Raw genomic sequence first — 21,312 nt, 5'->3', positions numbered from 1 at the left:
GAGCGTGCCGAATCGCGCGGTCGCCGACGAGTGGCCTGAATGCCATAATGCGTAAAGATTCAGCCATACCTGCGCCGCGACGAGGAGACGACCGTGCCCGATCCGCATCTGGTGGCAGTCCTGGCCCTGGCCCCCATCGTCGGCTTCGATATGACGATTCCGCCGACCGTGCTGGGCGCGGCCACCGCCGACGACGGCACCTCGCTCTACGACGTGCGGATCTGCGGGCTGGACCGGTCCCCGATCCCGTCCACCAACGGCTACGCCGTCACGCCGGAGTACGGCGCCGACCTGCTGGCCCACGCCGACACCGTGATCGTGCCGGGTACGACCATGCCGGGCCCGCGCCGCGACGGCGTCCTGCCGCGCGCGGTGACGGATGCGCTGGCATCGATCCGGTCCGATGCGCGCATCGTCTCGATCTGCACCGGCGCGTTCGTGCTGGGCGCGGCGGGCATCCTCGACGGCCGCCGTGCCACCACCCACTGGAAATACGCGGCGGACTTTCGCACCCTGTTTCCCGCCGTACTGCTCGATGAGGATCTGCTGTTCGTCGAGGACGGAAATGTCTGCACCGCAGCGGGTCTGGCGGCCGGGGTGGATCTGTGCCTGCATCTGGTGCGCTCCGACGACGGCAGCGCGGCCGCGAACCGGGCCGCCCGCCACTGTGTGGTGCCGCCGTGGCGTGAAGGCGGGCAGTCCCAGTTCATCGAACAGCAGGTCCCCGATCCGGGCGCGGAAAGCACCGCCGCCACCCGGGAATGGGCGCTCGCGCGACTGAGCGACGATCTGGATCTCACCACCCTCGCCGCACACGCCCGGATGAGCGTGCGCACGTTCACCCGCCGCTTCAAGGCCGAGACCGGCACGGCACCCGGCGCCTGGATCCTGCACCAGCGGATGCGCCACGCGCGCCATCTCCTGGAAACCACGGCACTCACCGTCGACGAGGTCGCGCGGGCCGCCGGTATGGGCACCGCCGCCTCGCTGCGCCACCACCTGCGCACTCAACTCGGCGTCTCGCCGATCGCCTATCGAAGGACCTTCCGCCAGCCGAGGGCGCAGCGAGAGCAGCCGGTGACGCGGTGAGCACGTCGCCGGCCCGGAGCATGTCCGCGACGCGCGCGCCGCCCCATTGACAACCCCCGCCACCCGGGTGCTACCTTAGGCAAGGGTTACCTGTTTAGGCGAGGCTTACCTCTCGAAAAGACCCTGCAATTGTCGTCAGAGCATCCGAGGCCGACCGTGTACATCTGCATCTGCAATGCCGTCTCCGAAGCGGACGTGCACACCTGCGTCGCCGCCGGCGCCTGTTCGACCAGACAAGTCAAGAAGGCCTGTGGCTGGAAGCCGGGTTGCGGCTCGTGCACCGCCCGATTGGCCGAGGCGATAGGCCGGGCGCGCACCGACGAACCGGCCGAGTCGACCGCTGCCTGACACCGACACGCACCCCGCTCATTCCCCTGATCTGTGATCTGTGCCACGATCACACATCATGGAAGGCGACAAGGAAATCATCGCGCTACTCAACGAGCAGTTGACGGCCGAACTCACGGCGATCAATCAGTACTTCCTGCACGCCAAGATGCAGGAGAACTGGGGCTACCCCAAGCTGGCCAAGCACACGCGCCACGAATCCTTCGATGAGATGAAGCACGCCGAAGTCCTCACCGATCGGATCCTGTTCCTCGAAGGTCTGCCGAACTACCAGAAGCTCAACCCGCTGCGGATCGGCCAGACCGTCCCGGAACAGCTGCGCGCCGACCTCGAGATCGAGATGGAGGCCGTGACCCGGCTGCGCGGTGGTATCGAGCTGATGCGCTCGCGCGGTGACGTCACCTCCGCCCGCATCTTCGAGTCGATCCTCGAGGACGAGGAAAGTCACGTCGACTACCTCGAAACCGAGCTCGAACTGCTGAGCACGCTGGGCGAACAGCTCTATCTGCAGCGCTACACCGATACCCCCGAAGGGGACTGACGCCGTCACAGCACCCGGCCGCCGAGGCATCGCGGCCGGGTGTTCGTGCGCCGAAAGCGCCTACAACGCCAGTGATTTGGCGATGATCGTCTTCATCACCTCACTGGTTCCGGCGTAGATGCGCGCCACCCGGGCATCGGTGTAGAGCCGCGCGATCGGATATTCCATCATGTAGCCGTAGCCACCGAACAGCTGCAGGCAGCGATCGACCACCCGCGCCTGCACCTCGGTGCAGAACAGCTTCACGCGCGCGGCGTCGGCCCCGGACAGTTCCCCGTCGACCAGGTCGGCCACCGCCCGGTCCAGCATGGTCTGAGCCGCCTCGATCTCGGCGGACATGGCCGCCAGTTCGAACTTCGTATTCTGGAACGCGGCGACCGGCGTGCCGAATGCCTTGCGCTGCTTCACATAGTCGATGGTGGCGGTGAGCGCGGCGCGCGATTGCGCCACCGATCCGACGGCGACGGTCAGCCGCTCCTGAGGCAGATTGTGGCCGAGGTAGCCGAATGCCGCGCCCTCCGCACCGAGACGGTTCGCCACCGGCACCCGCACCTCGTCGAACGACAGCTCGACGGTGTCCTGCACCTTGCAGCCCATCTTCTCCAGCACCCGGCCACGCGAGAAGCCGGGCATGCCGTCCTCCACGACCAGCAGCGTCAGCCCGTGCCGGCGGTTGTCCGGATCGGTCGAGGTCCGGCACACCACGATCACCAGATCGGCCAGCAGCCCACCGGTGATGAACGTCTTGGCTCCGCTGAGAACGTAGTGGTCACCGTCGCGGACGGCGGTGGTCCGCACCCCGGCCAGATCGGATCCGGTGCCGGGTTCGGTCATGGCGATGGCGGTCAGCAGCCGGCCCGACGCCAGGCCGGGAAACCAGCGCTCGCGCTGGGCCGCGTCGGCGTAGTCGAGGAAGTACGGCAGGATCACGTCCAACTGGGTGCGCACGGTCGACAGCGTGACCAGCGCCCGCGCCGCCTCCTCCTGCAGCACCACGTTGTAGCGGTAGTCGCGCAGCCCCGCTCCCCCGTACTCCTCGGGAATCGCGATGCCGAGCAGGCCCAATTCGCCCAGCCGCGTGAAGATTTCACGCGGCATCCGGCCGGCGCGTTCCCAGTCCGGGTAGTTCTCGACCACATGCTTGTCGATGAATTCGCGGGCCAGTGCCCGGAACGATTCGTGGTCGGCGGTGAACAGTTCTCGGCGCACGCCGGTCCTCCGATCAGTTCAGCAGTTCGACGACGGTGGCGTTGGCGGTGCCGCCGCCCTCGCACATGGTTTGCAGGCCGTAGCGAATGCCGTTGTCGCGCATGTGATGAATCATGCGGGTCAGCAATACCGCGCCCGAGGCGCCGAGTGGATGGCCGAGCGCGATGGCCCCGCCCAGCGGATTCATCCGGCCGAGGTCGGCGCCGGTTTCGGCCAGCCAGGCCAGCGGCACCGGCGCGAACGCCTCGTTCACTTCGAACACACCGATCTCGGCGAGCGACAGCCCGCACCGGCGCAGCACCTTCTCCGTCGCCGGGATCGGGCCGGTGAGCATCAGCATCGGATCCGCGCCGGTCACCGCGCCACCGCGATAGCGGACCAGCGGTGTCAGCCCCAGGTCTCGTGCCTTGTCCGGGGTGGTGATCAGCACCGCGGCCGCGCCGTCGGAGATCTGCGACGAGTTGCCGGCGTGGATCACCCCGTCCGCGCGAAAGGCCGGTTTCAGCCGGGCCAGCGTGTCGGCGGAGGTGCCGCGGCGAATGCCCTCGTCGGCGCCGACCGTGGCCGAACCGGCGGGCACGTCGACGATCTGGTCGTCGAAGGCCCCGCGGTCGACGGCCGCGGCCGCCAGTTCGTGCGAGCGCGCGGCGTAGTCGTCGAGGCGGGTGCGGGAAAAGCCCCACTTCTCGGCGATGAGTTCGGCCGAGATCCCCTGGTCGAAGGAGAAATCGTGATAGCGCGCACGGGCTTTCGGCCCGTACGGCATGCCGGTGGCGCGGGCCGAGCCCAGCGGCACCCGGCTCATCACTTCCACACCGCCGGCGACCACCAGGTCCTGCTGTCCCGAGCCGACCACGGCGGCGGCGAAATCGACCGCCTGCTGGCTGGATCCGCATGCGCGGTTGATCGTGGTGCCGGGAACCGCTTCCGGCCAGCCCGCGGCCAGGACCGCATAGCGGCCGATATTCGACGACTGGTCGCCGACCTGCGAGACGCATCCCCACATCACGTCGTCGACGAGCGCCGGATCCAGACCGGTGCGCTCGGCCAATGCGGTCAGCACCAGCGCAGACAGGTCCACGGGGTGGATATCGGCCAAAGCGCCGTTGCGTTTGCCGATCGGGGTGCGGACCGCCGCGGCGATGACTACCTCACGCATCTGTTCGACCTTCGTCGTCGGGCCGATCCGCACGGCGGATCGGCGGTCTGGTGACCGTCCACCGGCCGGTGAACCGGGGCGGGCGTTTCTCGGCGAAGGCCGCGAACGCCTCCGGTGCGTCGGCGGTGGCGAAATTGATCCCCTGCGCCCGCGCCTCCCCGGCCAGCGCCTCCCGCAGACTGCGGTCGGCGCCCTCGTTGAGCAAGGCCTTGGTCTGGGCCAGCGCCACCGGCGGTCCCGCCGCCAGCCGCGCCGCCAGGTCGTCGACGAAACCGTCGAGTTCGGCGTCCTCGCACAGCCACGTCACGAGGTTCAGTTCGCGCGCCTGTTCGCCGTCGATCGTCTCCCCCAGCAGCGCAAGCCTTTTCGCCTGTTGCAGTCCGGCGATCTTGGGCAGCAGCCAGGTGCCGCCCAGATCCGGGGACAGCCCGCGCCGGGCGAAGATCTGGGAGAACCGGGCTCGCGGGGTCGCCACGACGAAATCGCAGCCGAGCGCGAGATTCCACCCGGCACCGACGGCCACGCCGCGGACCTTCGCCACGGTCGGCATCGGCAGCTCGTGCAGTGCCAGCGCCACCTCGGTCAGCGCCCGCATCCGATAGGTCGGATGGGTGTTGTCGGGCGTGGAAATATCGGCGCCGGAACAGAATTCACCACCCGCGCCGGTGAGAACCACCACGCGCACATCCAGGTCTGTCGCGGTGGCGCGCAGCACGTCCTGCAGCGCCGCCCACAGTTCGGCGTCGATCGCGTTCTTGCGATGCGGCCGATTCAAGGTCAGCGTCCGCACACCCGCTTGATCGGCGCAGTGCAGGACCGGGTCATGCGAGACCATGACGGTGCTCCCGTTCCGGGCGGCCACGCGCCCTGCCACCGGCATGACACGGGCACGACGAGGTACGCGGCGTCGAACGTGCGGGCCCGGTGTTTCGGCCGGCCGCCACGGCCGCGGCGGTATTCCACCGGCCGAATCCCTCACTCCGGCCCGAGATCACGGGCGACGCGGCGCGGTCGACGATCGAGTCAGCGCACATGAGCGGCAGCCACCCCTGCGTGGCGGGAGCCGATCACGCCCGCCGCTCGCCATCGAGCGATCTCGTCTGCGCTGCAGCCGATTTCGGCCAGCACCGCATCGGTGTGCTCCCCCAGGCCCGGCACCGCGCCCATCGGCGGCTGGTAGCCCTCGATCACGGCGGGGGGCAGCAGGGACGGGATCGGCCCGTTCGGGGTGTCGATACCGCGCCAGCGGTCGCGCTCGGACAGTTGCGGGTGGGCCAGGACCTCGCTGGGCCGGTTGTAGCGCGCGTTGCCGATTCCGGCGGCGTCTGCGGACGCTTGGATGTCGGCCAGATCGTGTCGCGCACACCAGCTTCCGATCGCCTCGTCGAGCTCGGCGCGATGGGCGACCCGGCTGGGATTGGTGCGGAAGCGGTCGTCGGCGGCGAGATCCGGGCGTTCGAGGATGTCGCGGACCAGCCGCTGCCATTCCCGGTCGTTCGTCGTGCCCAGCACCACGGTCTGCCCGTCGGCCGTCGCGTAGGCGCCGTACGGCGCCACCGCCGGTGAGCTCATGCCGAGCGGCTGCTGGTCGATTCCGCTGTGCCGGGCGTAGGTGAGGTGATAGCCCATCATCTCGGCCATGGTGTCGAACAGGCTCACCGATATCGCGGTGCCCGGGCCCGGCCCGCGCCGCAGCCGCCCGCACAGCGAGGACACGATCGACAGGGCCGCGTACAGGCCCGTGGTCACATCCGCCACCGGCGGGCCTGGTTTGGCGGGCGCGCCGGCCGTGCCGGTCACCGCGCACACCCCGGCCTCGGCCTGGACCAGCAGGTCGTATGCGCGTTTGTGCGACAGCGGCCCGCCCGCGCCGAATCCGTCGATGGTCAGCGAGATCAGATCCGGGTGCCGGCTCTCCACCTCGGCCGGAGACAATCCCAGCCGGTCCAGGGCTCCGGGGGCCAGATTGGCGACCAGCACGTCGGCGCGCTCCAGCAGGCGATGCAGGAGTTCCACGCCCGCTGGCGATTTCAGGTCGAGGGTCACCGATTCCTTGCCGCGGTTGACCCACACGAAATGCGCGGCCTGGCCCTCGACCACGTCGTCGTAGTAGCGGGCGAAGTCACCGCCGTCCGGGTTCTCCACCTTGATCACCCGGGCCCCGAAATCGGCGAGGGTGCGCGTGCACATCGGCGCGGACACCGCCTGTTCCAGCGCCACCACCGTGACCCCGGCGAGCGGGCCCGCCGCCTGCGGATCGATGATCATCACATCACCATGCCGCCGTCCACCGGCAGCACCTGCCCGGTGACGAAGGAGGCGGCGTCGGAGGCCAGGAAGACGAACGCTCCGGCCACCTCGTCCGGTTCGGCCCAGCGCCGCAACGGAATTCGGTTCAGCATCTGCGCGGCGAATTTCTCGTCGGTGCGGATGGTGGTCGTCATCGGTGTGGCCGCCAGCGGGGCCAGCGCGTTCACCAGGATGTTCTTGCGGGCCAGCTCGCGGGCCAGCGATTTGGTGATGCCCACGATCGCGGCCTTGGCGGCCGAATAGTTCACCTGCCCCAGGGTTCCGGTCAACCCGGCCGAGGAGGTGACGTTGATGATGCGCCCGGTGCCGTCGGTGGGCAGATACGGCAGCGCCGCCTGCGCGCAGTTGAAGGTGCCCAGCGCGTGGATGTCGTAGAGGCGGCGCATCGAATCGACGGTGGTGGCGCCGAACATCGCGGGCGCCGTGACACCGGCGTTGTTGACCACGATGTGCAGTGTGCCGCCGGCCAGCGCCGCGCCCTGCTCGGCCGCGGAATCGGCGGCGCCGCGGTCGGATACGTCCAGCGCGCAACTCGCCGCCCGCCCCCCGGCGCCGGCGATCTTGTCGGCGACCGCCGCCGCGGCCGCGGCGTCGATATCGGTGACCAGTACCGCGGCGCCGGCGGTGGCCAGCGCCTGCGCCACCGCCGATCCGATGCCGCCCGCGGCGCCGGTGACCATGGCCGCGCGGCCGGTCAGATCGAAAAGTCCTCGTGCCGGCATCAGTAGCTCCTCGGCAATCCCAATGTGTGCGAACCCAGGTAGTTCAAGATCATTTCCTGGCTGACGGGGGCGATGCGCATGACGCGCGCCTCGCGGAAATAGCGGGCCACGTGGTACTCCTCGGCATATCCCATCCCGCCGTGGGTCTGCATGGCACGGTCGGCGGCGGTGAAGCCGGCGTCGGCACACAGATATTTGGCCGTATTCGCCTCGCGGCCACAGGGTTTACCGTTGTCGTAGAGCCAGGTCGCCTTGCGCAGCACCAGTTCCGCGGCATCCAGATGGGCCAGCGAATCGGCGAGCGGGAACTGGATGCCCTGATTCATGCCGATCGGCCGGTCGAAGACCACACGCTCGCCGGCGTATTTGACCGCCCGGTCCAGCGCGACGCGGCCGATGCCGAGCGCCTCGGCGGCGATGAGCATTCGCTCCGGATTCAGCCCGTCGAGCAGATACCGAAAACCCTCGCCCTCCTCGCCCACGCGGTCCTCGACCGGAATCCGCAGATCGTCGATGAACACCTCGTTGGAGGAGACGGCGTTGCGACCCATCTTGGCGATCGGGCGGATATCGATGTGGGCGCGGTCGATATCGGTGAGGAACAGGGTCATCCCATCGGTTTTGCGCCTCACCTCGTCGTAGCCGGTGGTTCGGGTCAGCAGCAGGATCTTCTCCGATTCCAGCGCCTTGGAGATCCACACCTTGCGTCCGTTGACGATGTAATGGTCGCCGTCGCGGCGGGCGAAGGTCGTGATCCGGCTGGTGTCCAGGCCCGCCCCCGGCTCGGTGACCCCGAAACAGACGTGCAGGTCTCCGGCCGCCACCCGGGGCAGCGTCCGCCGCTTGAGCTCCTCGGAGCCGTGGCGGACCACCGGCTGCATGCCGAAGATCGACAGATGAATCGCGGTGGCGGCGTTCATTCCGCCGCCCGAGCGGGCGACCTCCTCGGCGAGGATGGTCGCCTCGGTCAGGCCCAGGCCGTGGCCGCCGTACTCCTCGGGGATGGTGATGCCGAGCCAGCCACCGGCGGCGATCGCCTGGTAGAACTCCGTGGGGAATTCGTGGTCCTGGTCCTTGCGCATCCAGTAGCGGTCGTCGAATTTTCGGCACAGTTCCGCTACCGCCGAGCGGATCAGCTGCTGATCCTCGGTCGGTTCGAATGTCATTCCGGCGGACATGCGCACTCCTGCTCTCCGGTCACCGCACCCCTCAGTCCGAGGCCGGCAGCGCCTTGGCCGCCTTGATCGTCATCGGGGTTCCGTCGCAGCGCAGTTCACCGGAACCCGAACTGGTACACAGCAATTCGACGGAATCGGCCGCGTCGACGTAGCGCTTGCCGATCAGTGTCACCGGTTCTCCCGCCGCGGGTGCGGCCGGTGGCGCGCTCGCGGCCGGAACCAGAGGGCTTCCGCCACAGGTCAATACGGGACTGGCATCGGCGGGCGCGCGCACCACCACCACCTTGGTGCCGCAGACGGTGCTGGCGAGCTGTTCACCGGGACGCAGGGCTGCCATGCTCTCGACTCCTCTTCCTGGACTGTGCGACTAGAAAACTATCTTCTCATATTTGGAGAATCAACCTTCTACTTCTGCGTCGGGATCGGCTCCCGCTCGCAGTCGGCAGTCCTACCGGACCGACGCCGTCGCCGACAGCGGCAACCGTCCGACGTTCCGCACACCTCGCGCGGACCACTTCTGAGCAGGGAATTTCCCGCACTTCGTACCGAACGTTGACGAGTCGACCCCTCACGTGAAAATCTATTGGTCCGTTGAGGAGAATGTCATTCTCCTGAATGAGAGGAGGAGAGGATGCGCCTGCCGCCCCTGCCGGCCGACCAATGGGACGATCGGACCCGCGGTGCCCTGGCCGCTCTGCTGCCACGTGCTCGGCGCAATCCCGACGGCGCCGGACCCGCGATGTCGGCTCTGGCCAGACATCCGGACCTGGCCGAGGCATATCTCGGCTTCGGCGTCTACCTGCTGTTCCGATCCACCTTGCCGCCGCGCGTGCGCGAGATCGCGATCCTGCGCATCGCGCACCGCCGTCAGTGCGCCTACGAATGGGCCCACCATGTCGCGATGGCCGATTCCACCGGCCTGTCCGACGCCGACATCGACGGGATCCGCGACGGACGGCTCACCGGCGAGTTCGATCGGCTGCTGCTCGCGGCGGTCGACGAACTCGACGAGAAGTCGCAGCTGTCGGACACCACCTGGGCCGCGTTGAGCGACTACCTCGACGAACGCCAGCGCATGGATCTGGTCTTCACCGTCGGCGGCTACGCCATGGTCGCGATGGCCTTCAACACCTTCGGCATCCAGCCCGATCACGAGAGGTAATCCCTTGCCGCACTTCAGCAAACCAGCCGCCGGAAGCTGGACCGAGAACTATCCCGAACTGGGGACCGGCACCGTCGACTACACCGATTCGATCGACCCGCAGTTCTACGAGGACGAGCGCAACGCCATCTTCCGCAAGAGCTGGCTGTGCGTCGGCCGCGATGTGCTGCTGCCGCGCAAGGGCAGCTACTTCACCAAGGAACTGGCCTGCATCGGCACCTCGCTGATCATCGTCCGCGGCACCGACGACGTGATCCGGGCCTTCCACAACATCTGCCGCCACCGCGGCAACAAACTCGTCTGGGACGACTTCCCGAACGAGGAGACCTCCGGCACCTGCCGGCAGTTCACCTGCAAGTACCACGCCTGGCGCTACAACCTCGACGGCACGTGCACCTTCGTTCAGCAGGAGAAGGAATTCTTCGGCATGGACAAGGCCGACTACGGCCTCGCCGACGTGCGCTGCGAGGTGTGGGAGGGGTTCATCTTCGTCAATGTCGACCCCGACGCCCCGCCGCTGCAGGATTACCTCGGCCCGATGGTGAAGGGGCTGGAGGGATTTCCCTTCCACGAATTCACCGAGGTCTACAGCTACAAGGCCGAGGTGGGCAGCAACTGGAAACTGTTCATCGACGCGTTCGCCGAGTTCTATCACGCGCCGATCCTGCATATGAAGCAGGCGGTGAAGGACGAGGCCGACAAACTGGCCGACGTCGGCTTCGAGGCCCTGCACTACCAGATCGACACCCCCCATTCCATGGTGTCCTCGTGGGGCGGCATGGCCCCGCCGAAGGACCTCGACATGGTCAAGCCGATCGAGCGAGTGCTCCGCTCGGGCCTGTTCGGACCGTGGGACCGGCCCGATATCGAGGGGCTGGATCCCATGCCCCCCGGGATCAATCCGTCCGGCCATCGCGCCTGGGGCGTGGACGAATTCGATGTGTTCCCCAATTTCGCGATCCTGGTGTGGGCGCCGGGCTGGTTCCTCACCTACAACTGGTGGCCGACCTCGGTGCGCACGCACATCTTCGAGGCGAACCTGTATTTCACACCCCCCAAGAACGCCCGCGAACGGCTGCGGCAGGAATTGACCGGCGTGACGTTCAAGGAATACGCGTTGCAGGACGCCAACACCTTGGAGGCCACCCAGACGATGCTGGAAACCAGTGTCGTCAAGGAATTCCCGCTCAACGACCAGGAAGTCCTGCTGCGGCATCTGCATCATGTCGCACAGCGCAAAGTTCAGGAGTACCGCGATGCCAACGTCTGAGACGAAGAAACTGCCCGGGGAATTCGCCGAACTGGAGAAGTTCTCCGACTGGATCATCGACACCGAGCCCGAACGCTATCGCAAACGGCTCGCCTCCGATATGGCGCAGATGCAGGCGTTCTACGACGCCGCGTTCCCCCGGCTCGAGGAGGCGCTCGACTATCTGGACCAGTTCCCGCTCGACGAAATGCCCGACGACGCACGGTATCTGACACACCTGATGCAGTCGCTGATCATGGTGTCGTTCCCGGTCGAGGTGTGGAAGCAGCCGCGGGTGCCCGATTCGGGTGCGGCCTATCTGGATCTCGCGCGCGAGCCGGTGGTGTAGGCCGATGCTGACGCTGAAGGCCGCCGGTGTCCTCGACATCGATTCCGGTGAGATCATCCGCCCCGGCGTGGTCCGGGTGGCAGACGACCGCATCGTCGGCGTGGGCGGCGAACCCGAGGGCGAGGTCGTCGATCTCGGCGATATGGTGCTGCTGCCCGGCCTGATGGATATGGAAGTCAACCTGCTCATGGGCGGGCGCGGGGAATCCGGGCTGGCCTCCAGCGTCACCGACGATCCGGCCACCCGAGTGCTGCGGGCGGTGGGTAACGCCCGCCGCACCCTGCGCGCGGGGTTCACCACCGTGCGCAACCTGGGCCTGTTCGTCAAAACCGGTGGCTATCTGCTGGATGTGGCGCTGGGCAAGGCGATCGACAAGGGGTGGGTGGACGGTCCGCGGATCGTGCCGGCCGGGCACGCCATCACCCCCACCGGCGGCCATCTGGATCCGACCATGTTCTCGGCGTTCATGCCCGACGTCCTGCATCTCACCATCGAGGAGGGCATCGCCAACGGCGTGGACGAGGTGCGCAAGGCCGTGCGCTACCAGATCAAGTACGGCGCCCAGCTGATCAAGATCTGCGTCTCCGGTGGCGTCATGTCGCTCACCGGAGCCCCTGGCGCACAACACTATTCGGACGAGGAACTGCGCGCGATCGTCGACGAGGCGCATCGGCGTGGCCTCAAGGTGGCCGCGCACACGCACGGCGCGGAGGCGGTCCGGCACGCCATCGCCGCCGGAATCGACTGCATCGAACACGGTTTCCTGATCGACGACGAAACCATCGCGCAGATGGTCGCCGCCCGCACCTGGCTGGTGCCGACCACCCGCCTGGCCGACGCCATGGACGTCTCCAAGGCCGATCCGGCGCTGCAGGCCAAGGCCGCGGAGATGTTCCCGAAGGCGCGCCTCTCGGTCAAGGCCGCCTACGACGCCGGGGTCCGCATCGCGGTCGGCACCGACGCTCCCGCCATCCCGCACGGCCGCAACGCCGACGAGCTCGTGGCACTGGTCGAACGCGGACTGGCACCGATCGACGTGTTGCGCGCCGGCACGATCAACGCCGCCGAACTCATCGACGCAGACGACCGCGGCCGGATCGCCCCCGGCCTGCTCGCCGACATCATCGGTGTGCCGGGCAATCCCGTCGACGACATCACCGTGACCCAGGACGTGCGATTCGTGATGAAAGGCGGAAAAGTGTATGTCCAGAAATGACGATCTGCTCGATATCCAGCAGCTGCTGGCGCGTTACGCGGTCACCATCACGAAGGGCGATATCGAGGGGCTGTTGAGCGTTTTCGCCCCCGACGGCACCTACAGCGCCTTCGGCGACACCTATAACCTCGACGTGTTCCCCGAACTCGTCGCGGCCGCGCCCAAGGGCCTGTTCCTGACCGGCACACCGGTGCTCGAACTCGACGGCGACAACGCCTCCGGCACGCAGACGTTGTGTTTCGTCGAGCACTCCACCCACGACATGCGGATCGGCTACTACAGCGACACCTATGTCCGCACCGACGACGGCTGGCGGATCAAAACCCGCAGAATGACCTTCATCCGGCGCAGCGGCGACCACGATTCCGGTATCCCGCACGCATTCGACCGCCCTGCCGTCTGAGCGGCCCCGGCCCGAAAGTGACGTTCGCACACAGTGATCGAGGGAATCGCAGAGATGGGTACCACGGATATCGCGACGTTTCGGGACAATCTGCGGCGATGGCTGGCGGACCACGACCTCACACCGGGCCCGGATCGCAGCCTCGACGGCCAGGTGGCCCAGCTGGCCCGGGTGCGGCGCGCCCTCTTCGACGCCGGCTGGATGCGCCACGGCTGGCCCGAACGGGTCGGCGGGCTCGGCGGGCCCGCGGTGCTACGAGCGGTACTCGGTGAGGAAGTCGCCACCCACGGCCTGGCCGAACCCGGCATCTACTCGATGGTGGAAGTGCTGGCGCCCACGATGATCTCCTACGCCCGGCCGGAACTGGCCGCCGCGATGGCGCCGGCGCTGCTGTCGGGGCGCGAACAGTGGTGCCAGGGGTTCTCCGAACCGGGTTCCGGTAGCGATCTGGCGTCTCTGAGCACCAAAGCCGTTGCCGACGGCGACAAGTGGATCATCAGTGGCCAGAAGGTCTGGACCAGCTTGGCACAGTACTCCGCCCGCTGTGTCCTGCTGACCCGCACCGCGCCGGGGCACGAGGGCATCACCGCGTTCTTCGTCGATATGGACTCCCCCGGGATCGCCGTGCGCCCACTGCGGACCATGCACGGCGTCGACGAATTCGCCGAAGTGTATTTCGACGACGTCGTCGTGCCCGGCGATCGCATGCTGGGCAAGCCCGGGGACGGCTGGCGGGTGGCGATGGATCTGCTGCCGCACGAGCGGTCCACCTGCTTCTGGCACCGGATCGCCTACCTGTTCACCCGATTGGACGCGCTGATCGCGGATACGGATCTGCGTGACGACGCCGCCCTGGGCGCTGCCTTTCTAGCACTGCACACCGTGCGGTGCCGCTCGCACGCCACCCAGCGGCGGCTGGCGGACGGACAGCGGCTCGGTCCGGAGACCTCGATCGACAAGGTGCTGCTGGCCACCGCCGAACAGCAGCTGTTCGACACCGCGCGCGACATGCTTCCGGGCGCAGTCGAATTCGACGACGAGGAATGGCGTACCGAATATCTGTATTCGCGGGCAGCCACGATTTACGGCGGGACGGCCGAGATCCAGCGCAACATCATCGCGCGCCGCCTGCTCGATTTGGGGCGGGAATGAGACGCGGGTGTTCATCTGCCGCGCGTTGTTGCCGCGTGTGGGCCGAGACCTCGGCTCCCTTTAAGGCGCGCAGCATGGCCCGGTCGGTCCGGCCGCCACAGGGCCGGGGCCCCGGTTGCACTGCACCGCACCGAGTTTCGAACGGATGACCATGGATGCCGATGAGATCACGCTGCTGACCGACAGCCTGCGCGCCACCATGACCGGCAGCACGGGTGACACACTGGATCGCGCACTCCTCGACTTCGGCTGGCTCGACCTGCTGACCGAAACTCCGGAAGTGGCGATACCTCTGGTATTCCGGCTGCTCGGTGAAACCGGCGCCCATGCTCCCGTGCTCAACGACGTCATCGCGCACGCCGCCGGCCGCGACCTGCCTGCCGGCGTCGCGCTTCCCTTTACCGGTGGCCACTGGATCGTGTGGGAGCGAACCGGCGTAGCTCCATCCGCTCCGGCTGCGCCCAGCGGGACCGCTGTCGATCCGGGGGCCGATCCGATCGTCGGCTGCACGCCGGGCGGTTCCCGGCCCGATGCGACGGACCCGACAGGCCGGTCGGCCACTGGTGCCGACCGCGACTCCGGCGCCGTGCGCGGCGGTCCCGATTCGGTAGCTGCACAACACTTTTCCGCACCACCGGTGCTCGACCCCGAGCTACCGCTGCGCCGAGTTTCCGCCGGCGAGACGCTTCCGTTGGCCGAGGGCCGCCGCGCGCTCTCCTGGTGGCTGGCAGGAACGAGCCGCGCGATGCTGAATCTCGCGCGCCGCCACGCCCTCGACCGGGTCCAGTTCGGCCGTCCGCTGGCCGCCCACCAGGCCGTCCGGCACCGCCTGGCCGAAACCCTGGTAGCCATCGAGGGCGCCGAGGCCACCCTCGCCACCGCCGACACCGATCTCGGCGCGCTGCTGGCCAAGGCCGCCGCCGGCCATGCCGCCCGGATCGCCGCCCGCCACTGCCAGCAGGTCCTGGGCGGTATCGGGTTCACCGCCGAACACGACTTTCACCGGCACGCTCGCCGGGCTCTGGTCCTCGACGGATTGCTCGGCAGCGCAGCGGAACTGACACGCGAAGCGGGCGCCTGGGTGCGCACGCGCGGCACCGCCCCGCGGCTCGCGCAGCTGTGAGATGTCTTCGGCCGGCTCCGTTCGCCCGGCGCTTGCAGTGCCCGGGGGCCGAACAGATCGTGCAAACCTCGACAAAGAATGCGGAAAACCGCGCAATGCCCCGAGGTTTGCACGCCTGGTTCGGCATGAGCCGACCCGAGGCGGTGGCAGTGTTCATCGGCTGCGGATAGCTTGCAGTGGTGCACGACCACCTCGACGACGATCTCCGTTTCGCCCATGTCCTCGCCGATTCCGCCGACGCGGTGAATATGGACCGGTTCAAGGGCCTCGACCTCGCGGTCCGGGCGAGACCGGATATGGCCACGGTGAGCGACGCCGAGAACGCCGTGGAGAAACTCGTCCGCGGCCAGCTGCGCCGATCCCGCCCGCGCGATGCGGTCCTGGGCGCGGGTGACGGACTGGAGGGTGGCGGTCCGCGCTGCTGGGTGGTCGACGCCATTACCGGACTCGAGAACTATGTGCGCGGAGTGCCGGTGTGGGCCACGCAGATCTCCCTGCTGGAGGTCTCCGAGGGCGGATATCGCCCCATCGTCGGCGTTGTCTCCGCGCCCGCACTCGCCCGCCGCTGGTGGGCCGCGAAGGACCACGGCGCCTTCACCGGCCGCAGCCTGACCTCGGCGTCGCGGCTGCGAGTCTCGGGCGTTTCGAACCTGACCGACGCATCGTTCGCCTACTCCACCGTCAGCGCCTGGGCGGACGACGGCCGCCTGAACAGCTTCCTCACCCTGTCCCGCGACGCGTGGCGCACCCGAGCCTACGGCGAATTCTGGTCCTACATGATGCTCGCCGAGGGCGCGATCGACATCTGCGCCGATCCCCGCCTGTCGCCGGGCGATATGGCCGCCAACGCGATCATCGTCACCGAGGCCGGCGGCACCTTCACCGGCTTCGACGGCGACCCGAACCCGCTCAGCGGGAATGCGGCGGCGTCGAACGGGTTGCTGCACAACGAGTTACTGGAGTACGTAAGCCGGCGCGACTGACGCCCCTCGGCATCGCCGACCACACAGAATCTCCACAACTGATACCGGTTCTCTCCACACGAGCTCGCTAGGCTCCCCGAGCATGGAACAGAACCCACCGGTGGAGGCCACGACAGCGCGGCGGATCCTGGTCGTGGACGACGAGTCCACGATCGCGGAATCGGTGGCGGCTCGGCTGCGGGCCGAAGGGTTCACGGTCACCACGGCTCCGGACGGTCCCGCGGCGGTGGCGGCCGCCGAGACGTTCGAGCCGGATCTGGTCGTCCTCGACGTCATGTTGCCCGGCTACGACGGGCTGGAGGTGTGCCGGCGGATCCAGGCCGAGCGCTCGATACCGGTGCTGATGCTCACCGCGCGGACCGACGAGACCGACCAGCTGATCGGACTCGGGGTGGGCGCGGACGACTATCTGACCAAACCGTTCTCGCTGCGGGTGCTCACCGCGCGCGTGCATGCTCTGCTGCGGCGGGTCGAGCGCGCCGGTGATCGGCGCGGGGCGGTCACCGTGGTCGGCGATCTGCGCATCGACAGCGATCAGCGCAGGGTCTGGCGCGGCGGGGTCGAAGCCCAGCTCACGCCGCTGGAATTCGATCTGCTGGCCCGTCTCGCCCGGCGTCCCCGCGCGGTGCTCGCCCGGGAGCGGCTTCTCGAAGAGGTCTGGGACTGGGCGGATGCGGCCGGTACCCGGGCCGTCGACAGTCACATCAAGGCGTTGCGACGCAAACTCGGCGCCGACCTGATCCGCACCGTCCACGGCGTCGGCTATGCCCTGGAGAGCCGATGAGCGCGCGGGCCGACCTCGACGCCGGCGACCGTGCCGATCTCCGGGCCGCGAGGCTGGTGACGCAGCTGTCGGATCGGCTACCGCGGCCGCTGGATCGAATCCGATCCATCAAACTCAAACTGGCCGTTCTGATGACCTTCTCGGGTGGGCTCGCCTTCGCCTGGTTCAGTCAACGGATCGGCTGGCTGCCGCCGATGACCACACTGACCGCGATGCTCATCGCCCTGGTGTCGTCCCAGTTCCTGGCGCACGGCATCACCACGCCGCTCCGGGAGATGACCGCCGCCGCGCAACGCATGGCACACGGCGACTACACGAGCCGGGTGCGCGCATCCTCCCGCGACGAGGTGGGACAACTGGCCGACGCGTTCAATCGGATGGCGACCGACCTCGCCGCCGCCGACCGGCAGCGCCGCGAACTGATCGCCAATGTCTCGCACGAGCTGCGCACCCCGATCACCGCCTTGCACGCCGTCCTGGAGAACCTGGTGGACGGCGTATCCGAGCCCGATCCGAAAACACTGGAAACCGCACTGGCACAGACCGAACGGCTCGGCCGGCTCGTCTCCGAGCTCCTCGATCTGTCCAGCATCGAGGCCGGAGCGATCCCGCTCGACCGCGAACAATTCGATATCGCACCGACTTTCGCGACAGTGACCGCCGAGGCGGAGGTCATGACCGCGGCGCTGGGCCGCGGTATCCACTTCCGCAGCACGATCGATCCCGCCACCGCCACCGTGTACGCCGACCGCGCCCGCCTGCACCAGGTGTTGCTGAACCTGCTGGACAACGCCGCCCGGCACGGCCCCGCCGGCGGCGAAGTCCGCCTGCTCGCCCACATCGCGGGCGAGCGCCTGGTCATCGATGTCGAGGACGATGGGCCCGGCATTCCTCCCGCGCAACGCGAGCGCATCTTCGACCGCTTCACCCGTGGCGGCAGCACCGACGACGGCGGCACCGGACTCGGTCTCGCCATCGCCCGCTGGGTGGTCGACCTGCACCACGGCTCCATCGCGGTGGCCGAACCCGGCTCACGGATTCGCGTGATACTCCCGGCCACCGCGCCGCACCACCACTGACAGCCCGAAACTCACAGCCCGGCAGACCGATTCGGTCCCGGGCCGATACCTCACACCCTCAGGAGGACCGGCCGTGCCCGAAGAACCCACCCCCGACCCCACGCGATCACCGGAACCGGCATCTCCTCCGGCCCCAGCGAAACCGGCTGCCCCGGAGACGAGTTCAGCCGCGGACGCCTCGGTCCCGAACGACCCCGGCGAAACTCCGGGCGGCGCGTCGCACGACGTCTCCACCGCCGGCGGCTCGGCACCAGCCGGGCACGACGAGGCGCCGGTGTGGTCACGGAATGCCGGTACCGCCACAGCTGTGGTCGCCGACCCGCCTCGCTGGGGCTCCCGGTCCGCACCACCCGTTGCGCCCCGCGCGCGATGGGTCGCCTACCCGGCGGGCGTGCTGCCCGCCGCGGGAGTGGCAGGTCTGTTCGCGGCAGCCGCCGTGCCGGTGGATCGGCCCGGAATCGGCTGGCTGCTAGCGGGTTTCGCCATCGCCGTCGCGATCGGTACCGTCCATCGTCGCGCCGCGGACCGCGCGGAAATACCCACCGAGCGCCGGCACCGCCCGAGCCGCTGGTGGGCGGCCGCCGCACTCGCACTGCTCGCGGTGGGCACCTTCCGGGCCGCGGGGTGGTTGTTCGTCCTCTGCCTGATCGCGGCGGCCGTCTGCGGATCGCTCGCCGTGGTCGGCCGGCCGTCGGCGCGCGGGGTGTTCCACGATGCGATCGCGGTCCCGCTGGCATCGGCCGGCGCCCTCGCCTGGGTGTACGCGGCGCAGGGAAGGTTGCGCGGCAGCACCGGAGCCCGGCACTGGCGACTCGGTGCGTCCGTGGCCGCGACGGTGGCGTTGCTGGCGGTGTTCGTGCCGCTGCTCGCCGGTGCCGACGCCACGTTCGCCGCCATCGTCACGGGCCTGGTGCCGCGCATGGACGCCCCCACCACCACTCGATGGATCGTGCTGTTCCTGCTCACCGCTACGACAACTCTCGGCGCGCTGTACGTGCTCGCCGGGCCCCCGGCTCCTGCCGACGCAGGGAGCACACCCGCGAAACGCACACTGGCACGACTGGAATGGGCGTTGCCGGTCGGGGCGCTGACGGTGTTGTTCGCATCGTTCCTCGGCGCGCAGCTGGTGGCCCTGTTCGGTGGCGACGATTACGTGCAGCGCACCGCCGGGCTGACCTACGCCGACTACGCGCGCAGTGGATTCTGGCAACTGGCCGCGGTCACCCTGCTCACCCTCGCCGTCATCCTGCCCGTCCTGCACCGCGCCACCAGGGATTCGGCGACCGACCGCCGCTGGCTGCGCGGCCTGCTCTGCACGATCAGCGGGCTCACCCTGGTGATCATCGCCTCCGCGTTCGGTCGCATGTGGACCTATCAGCAGGCATACGGATTCACCGTGCTGCGTCTGCTGGTCGGAACCTGCGAACTCTGGCTCGGCGTCGTGTACCTGCTGGTGGTCGTCGCGGTCCTGCGCCTGGAAACGGCGTGGCTGCCACGCACCACCCTCGCGACCGCGGTGGCCGCGCTGCTGATGCTCGCCGTCGCAAATCCCGAGGCGCTGGTCGCCTCGGAGAACATCGATCGCTGGCAGCGCGGTGAAGACCTCGACGCGGACTATCTGTCCGGGCTGTCGGCCGATATCGTCCCCGTCCTCGACCGCCTCCCGGCACCGACCCGCCTCGACCTGAGGCAGCGGCTCACACACCGAGAAGACGACGAGACCTGGAACAGCTGGAACCTGGCCCGGATGCGCGCGGGCGAATGACCGCGAGCATCACGCAGTGACGGCGGCCCCGGCCGGACGGCCCGTAGCGCCGGGCCGCCACCACTCAGATCCCGAAGTCCCGCAAGGCTTCCAGGACTTCGTCCGCCAGTTCCGGACGGCAGATGAGCAGATCCGGGAGGTAGGGGTCGGGCTGGTTGTAGATCAGCGGCGATCCGTCCAGGCGCGAGGTGTGCAGGCCCGCGGCGGCGGCCACCGCGACGGGGGCGCAGGAGTCCCATTCGTACTGCCCGCCGGAGTGGGCGTAGATGTCGGCTTCGCCGCGCACGACCGCCATGGCTTTGGCGCCGGCCGAACCCATCGGAATGGTGTCGGCGCCGAGCGCGGCGGTGAGATGGTGCACGCAGGCGGGTGGGCGGCTGCGGGAGACGACGATGCGCGGCGGGCCGTCGTGGGCGGGCGGGAGTACCGGCGGCGCACCGGTTTCCAGCACCAGCCCGGGCACCGGAAGCGCGACGGCGCCGATCTCGGCGCGGCCGTCCACCGCCAGCGCCACGTGTACGGCCCAATCCGCCCGCGGGGGCTGCCCGTATTCGCGGGTGCCGTCGAGCGGGTCGACGATCCACACCCGGCTGCGGGACAGGCGAATCGGATCGTCGGTGCTCTCCTCCGACAGGACCGCGTCGTCGGGGCGCAGCTCCGCGAGCCGCTTCAGCAGCAGTTCGTCGGAACGCCGGTCCCCGACCGCACCACCCTGGTCACGAATCTCGAGCAGGAGCTCACCGGCTTCCCGGGCGAGCTCGGCGGCCACCGCGTGGTCGTCCATATTCGGTTCTCACTCTCCCGCCGGACGGCGAACCGACGCCGACCGGGCGCACGTGGCGCGCCGGCGTTCGGCCGGCGCTCGCATCGCCCCGCGGTGATCGGCGGGACCCTTGCAGTGTGCCAGCCGGTGCGGCCGCGGCGGCGTGCCCCCTGTCGCTGCGGGTCGATCAGGGGGCCGGAGCAGGCGCTCAGCAGGCGGGTGCGGTGCCGCCCTGCAACTTCAGCAGAGCGCAGAAGGTGGAGGCGGCGACCTTCCACTGCCCGTTCTCCTGCACGGCCTGCCCGGACTGATCCGGCAGCACCGGATTGCCGCCCATGAGCAGCGTGTAGGTGACATCGGCGTGGCCGGCGTCGACCGTGGCGACCTTCGAGACGGTGGCGGAGGTGCCCTGCGCCTGCGGGTTGTTCGCCTGGGCGGCCAGCACCGGCGCGAACACGTCGCCCTTCTCCACCGCGGCCGCGCGTTTGTCGGCGGGCTGCTTGGCGTCGAAGAACAGCACGTAGGCGTCGGTGACGGCCTTGGTGGTCGCCGGGTCGGCCGCCGACGTCCCGGCGGCGGGCGCCGCCGCCGAGGTGGTCGCCGCCGCGGCCGTGGTGGTCGAGGCGCTGCTGTCGGACTTGTCGTCGCTACAGCCGGTGACGGTCGCCGCTGCGATCACCGCGATGCCGCACAGACTCGCCGCGCCGCGAATCATCTTGTTGCGCATG

23 protein-coding genes are annotated in these 21,312 nt (G+C 68.9%); 14 read left to right on the top strand and 9 right to left on the bottom strand.

All coding sequences use genetic code 11. The features are described 5' to 3' along the window. Positions 1 to 93 precede the first annotated feature (93 nt). From IG65_RS0119495 to bfr, 3 genes are all read left to right on the top strand, one after another. Positions 94 to 1,089, top strand: coding sequence for a GlxA family transcriptional regulator (locus IG65_RS0119495; RefSeq protein ID WP_030516370.1), 996 nt, complete (start codon positions 94 to 96; stop codon positions 1,087 to 1,089). Positions 1,090 to 1,245: 156 nt separating this feature from the next. Continuing rightward, the gene (locus IG65_RS0119490) at positions 1,246 to 1,437 is read left to right on the top strand and encodes a bacterioferritin-associated ferredoxin (protein WP_030516369.1); all 192 of its coding nucleotides are present in this window, start codon (positions 1,246 to 1,248) and stop codon (positions 1,435 to 1,437) included. A gap of 58 nt (positions 1,438 to 1,495) precedes the next feature. Further along, on the top strand, positions 1,496 to 1,978 hold the full coding sequence (gene bfr, locus IG65_RS0119485) for a bacterioferritin (RefSeq protein ID WP_030516368.1): 483 nt from the start codon (positions 1,496 to 1,498) through the stop codon (positions 1,976 to 1,978). Between the two features lie 60 nt (positions 1,979 to 2,038). On the opposite strand, the gene IG65_RS0119480 is transcribed toward bfr, so the two are convergent. The 7 genes from IG65_RS0119480 to IG65_RS0119450 all read right to left on the bottom strand — a co-directional run bounded on the left by IG65_RS0119480 (position 2,039) and on the right by IG65_RS0119450 (position 8,893). After that, the gene (locus IG65_RS0119480) at positions 2,039 to 3,187 is read right to left on the bottom strand and encodes an acyl-CoA dehydrogenase family protein (RefSeq protein WP_030516367.1); all 1,149 of its coding nucleotides are present in this window, start codon (positions 3,185 to 3,187) and stop codon (positions 2,039 to 2,041) included. A gap of 13 nt (positions 3,188 to 3,200) precedes the next feature. Beyond that, entirely contained in the window at positions 3,201 to 4,346 is a 1,146-nt protein-coding gene (locus IG65_RS0119475; protein WP_030516366.1) for a thiolase family protein, read from the bottom strand. Then, complete coding sequence (locus IG65_RS0119470) at positions 4,339 to 5,181, bottom strand: enoyl-CoA hydratase/isomerase family protein (protein ID WP_036525196.1); 843 nt, start codon at positions 5,179 to 5,181, stop codon at positions 4,339 to 4,341. Before IG65_RS0119470 ends, IG65_RS0119475 begins: the two co-directional genes overlap by 8 nt. A 188-nt stretch (positions 5,182 to 5,369) precedes the next feature. After that, the gene (locus IG65_RS0119465; protein WP_036525174.1) at positions 5,370 to 6,614 is read right to left on the bottom strand and encodes a CaiB/BaiF CoA-transferase family protein; all 1,245 of its coding nucleotides are present in this window, start codon (positions 6,612 to 6,614) and stop codon (positions 5,370 to 5,372) included. After that, positions 6,614 to 7,378, bottom strand: a complete 765-nt coding sequence (locus IG65_RS0119460) for an SDR family NAD(P)-dependent oxidoreductase (RefSeq protein ID WP_030516363.1) — start codon at positions 7,376 to 7,378, stop codon at positions 6,614 to 6,616. Before IG65_RS0119460 ends, IG65_RS0119465 begins: the two co-directional genes overlap by 1 nt. Continuing rightward, positions 7,378 to 8,556 (bottom strand): acyl-CoA dehydrogenase family protein, encoded by a 1,179-nt coding sequence (locus IG65_RS0119455; RefSeq protein WP_030516362.1) that lies wholly within the window; start codon positions 8,554 to 8,556, stop codon positions 7,378 to 7,380. The genes IG65_RS0119460 and IG65_RS0119455 overlap by 1 nt, the downstream gene beginning before the upstream one ends. A 31-nt stretch (positions 8,557 to 8,587) precedes the next feature. Next, complete coding sequence (locus IG65_RS0119450; RefSeq protein ID WP_030516361.1) at positions 8,588 to 8,893, bottom strand: hypothetical protein; 306 nt, start codon at positions 8,891 to 8,893, stop codon at positions 8,588 to 8,590. A gap of 294 nt (positions 8,894 to 9,187) precedes the next feature. Between IG65_RS0119450 and IG65_RS0119445 the strand changes: the two genes are divergently transcribed. The 11 genes from IG65_RS0119445 (at position 9,188) to IG65_RS0119395 (ending at position 19,821) form a co-directional block, all read left to right on the top strand. Beyond that, a complete protein-coding gene (locus IG65_RS0119445) occupies positions 9,188 to 9,718 on the top strand; it encodes a carboxymuconolactone decarboxylase family protein (protein WP_030516360.1) in 531 nt (176 codons plus the stop codon). Between the two features lie 4 nt (positions 9,719 to 9,722). Continuing rightward, positions 9,723 to 10,988, top strand: a complete 1,266-nt coding sequence (locus IG65_RS0119440) for an aromatic ring-hydroxylating dioxygenase subunit alpha (RefSeq protein ID WP_030516359.1) — start codon at positions 9,723 to 9,725, stop codon at positions 10,986 to 10,988. Then, positions 10,975 to 11,316 (top strand): hypothetical protein, encoded by a 342-nt coding sequence (locus IG65_RS0119435; RefSeq protein ID WP_030516358.1) that lies wholly within the window; start codon positions 10,975 to 10,977, stop codon positions 11,314 to 11,316. Before IG65_RS0119440 ends, IG65_RS0119435 begins: the two co-directional genes overlap by 14 nt. 4 nt (positions 11,317 to 11,320) lie before the next feature. Beyond that, the gene (locus IG65_RS0119430; RefSeq protein WP_030516357.1) at positions 11,321 to 12,532 is read left to right on the top strand and encodes an amidohydrolase family protein; all 1,212 of its coding nucleotides are present in this window, start codon (positions 11,321 to 11,323) and stop codon (positions 12,530 to 12,532) included. Continuing rightward, positions 12,519 to 12,935, top strand: coding sequence for a nuclear transport factor 2 family protein (locus tag IG65_RS0119425; RefSeq protein ID WP_030516356.1), 417 nt, complete (start codon positions 12,519 to 12,521; stop codon positions 12,933 to 12,935). Before IG65_RS0119430 ends, IG65_RS0119425 begins: the two co-directional genes overlap by 14 nt. Positions 12,936 to 12,989: 54 nt before the next feature. Next, positions 12,990 to 14,087 carry an acyl-CoA dehydrogenase family protein gene (locus tag IG65_RS0119420; RefSeq protein ID WP_030516355.1) on the top strand — a complete coding sequence of 366 codons (1,098 nt, stop codon included), beginning with the start codon at positions 12,990 to 12,992 and terminating at the stop codon, positions 14,085 to 14,087. 145 nt (positions 14,088 to 14,232) lie between these two features. Further along, positions 14,233 to 15,210 carry an acyl-CoA dehydrogenase family protein gene (locus IG65_RS36975; protein ID WP_030516354.1) on the top strand — a complete coding sequence of 326 codons (978 nt, stop codon included), beginning with the start codon at positions 14,233 to 14,235 and terminating at the stop codon, positions 15,208 to 15,210. A 179-nt stretch (positions 15,211 to 15,389) separates the two neighbouring features. Further along, on the top strand, positions 15,390 to 16,193 hold the full coding sequence (locus IG65_RS0119410; RefSeq protein ID WP_030516353.1) for an inositol monophosphatase family protein: 804 nt from the start codon (positions 15,390 to 15,392) through the stop codon (positions 16,191 to 16,193). Between the two features lie 82 nt (positions 16,194 to 16,275). Further along, positions 16,276 to 16,977 carry a response regulator transcription factor gene (locus IG65_RS0119405; protein ID WP_030516352.1) on the top strand — a complete coding sequence of 234 codons (702 nt, stop codon included), beginning with the start codon at positions 16,276 to 16,278 and terminating at the stop codon, positions 16,975 to 16,977. A 56-nt stretch (positions 16,978 to 17,033) separates the two neighbouring features. Beyond that, the gene (locus IG65_RS0119400) at positions 17,034 to 18,056 is read left to right on the top strand and encodes an ATP-binding protein (RefSeq protein ID WP_051756505.1); all 1,023 of its coding nucleotides are present in this window, start codon (positions 17,034 to 17,036) and stop codon (positions 18,054 to 18,056) included. Between the two features lie 274 nt (positions 18,057 to 18,330). Further along, positions 18,331 to 19,821 (top strand): DUF4153 domain-containing protein, encoded by a 1,491-nt coding sequence (locus IG65_RS0119395; protein WP_231509289.1) that lies wholly within the window; start codon positions 18,331 to 18,333, stop codon positions 19,819 to 19,821. Between the two features lie 64 nt (positions 19,822 to 19,885). Here the strand turns inward: IG65_RS0119395 and IG65_RS0119390 are convergent, their stop codons facing one another. Both IG65_RS0119390 and IG65_RS0119385 read right to left on the bottom strand, forming a co-directional pair. Next, entirely contained in the window at positions 19,886 to 20,605 is a 720-nt protein-coding gene (locus IG65_RS0119390; protein ID WP_030516349.1) for a 3'(2'),5'-bisphosphate nucleotidase CysQ, read from the bottom strand. 187 nt (positions 20,606 to 20,792) lie between these two features. After that, positions 20,793 to 21,311: a hypothetical protein gene (locus IG65_RS0119385; RefSeq protein ID WP_030516348.1), complete on the bottom strand. Its 519-nt coding sequence runs from the start codon at positions 21,309 to 21,311 to the stop codon at positions 20,793 to 20,795. Position 21,312: the final 1 nt, after the last annotated feature.

The organism is Nocardia sp. NRRL WC-3656 (assembly GCF_000720265.1).
GTDB lineage: Bacteria > Actinomycetota > Actinomycetes > Mycobacteriales > Mycobacteriaceae > Nocardia > Nocardia nova.
Note: the sequence above shows the minus strand (reverse complement) of the source record. Positions and strands in the feature narration are given on the sequence as shown.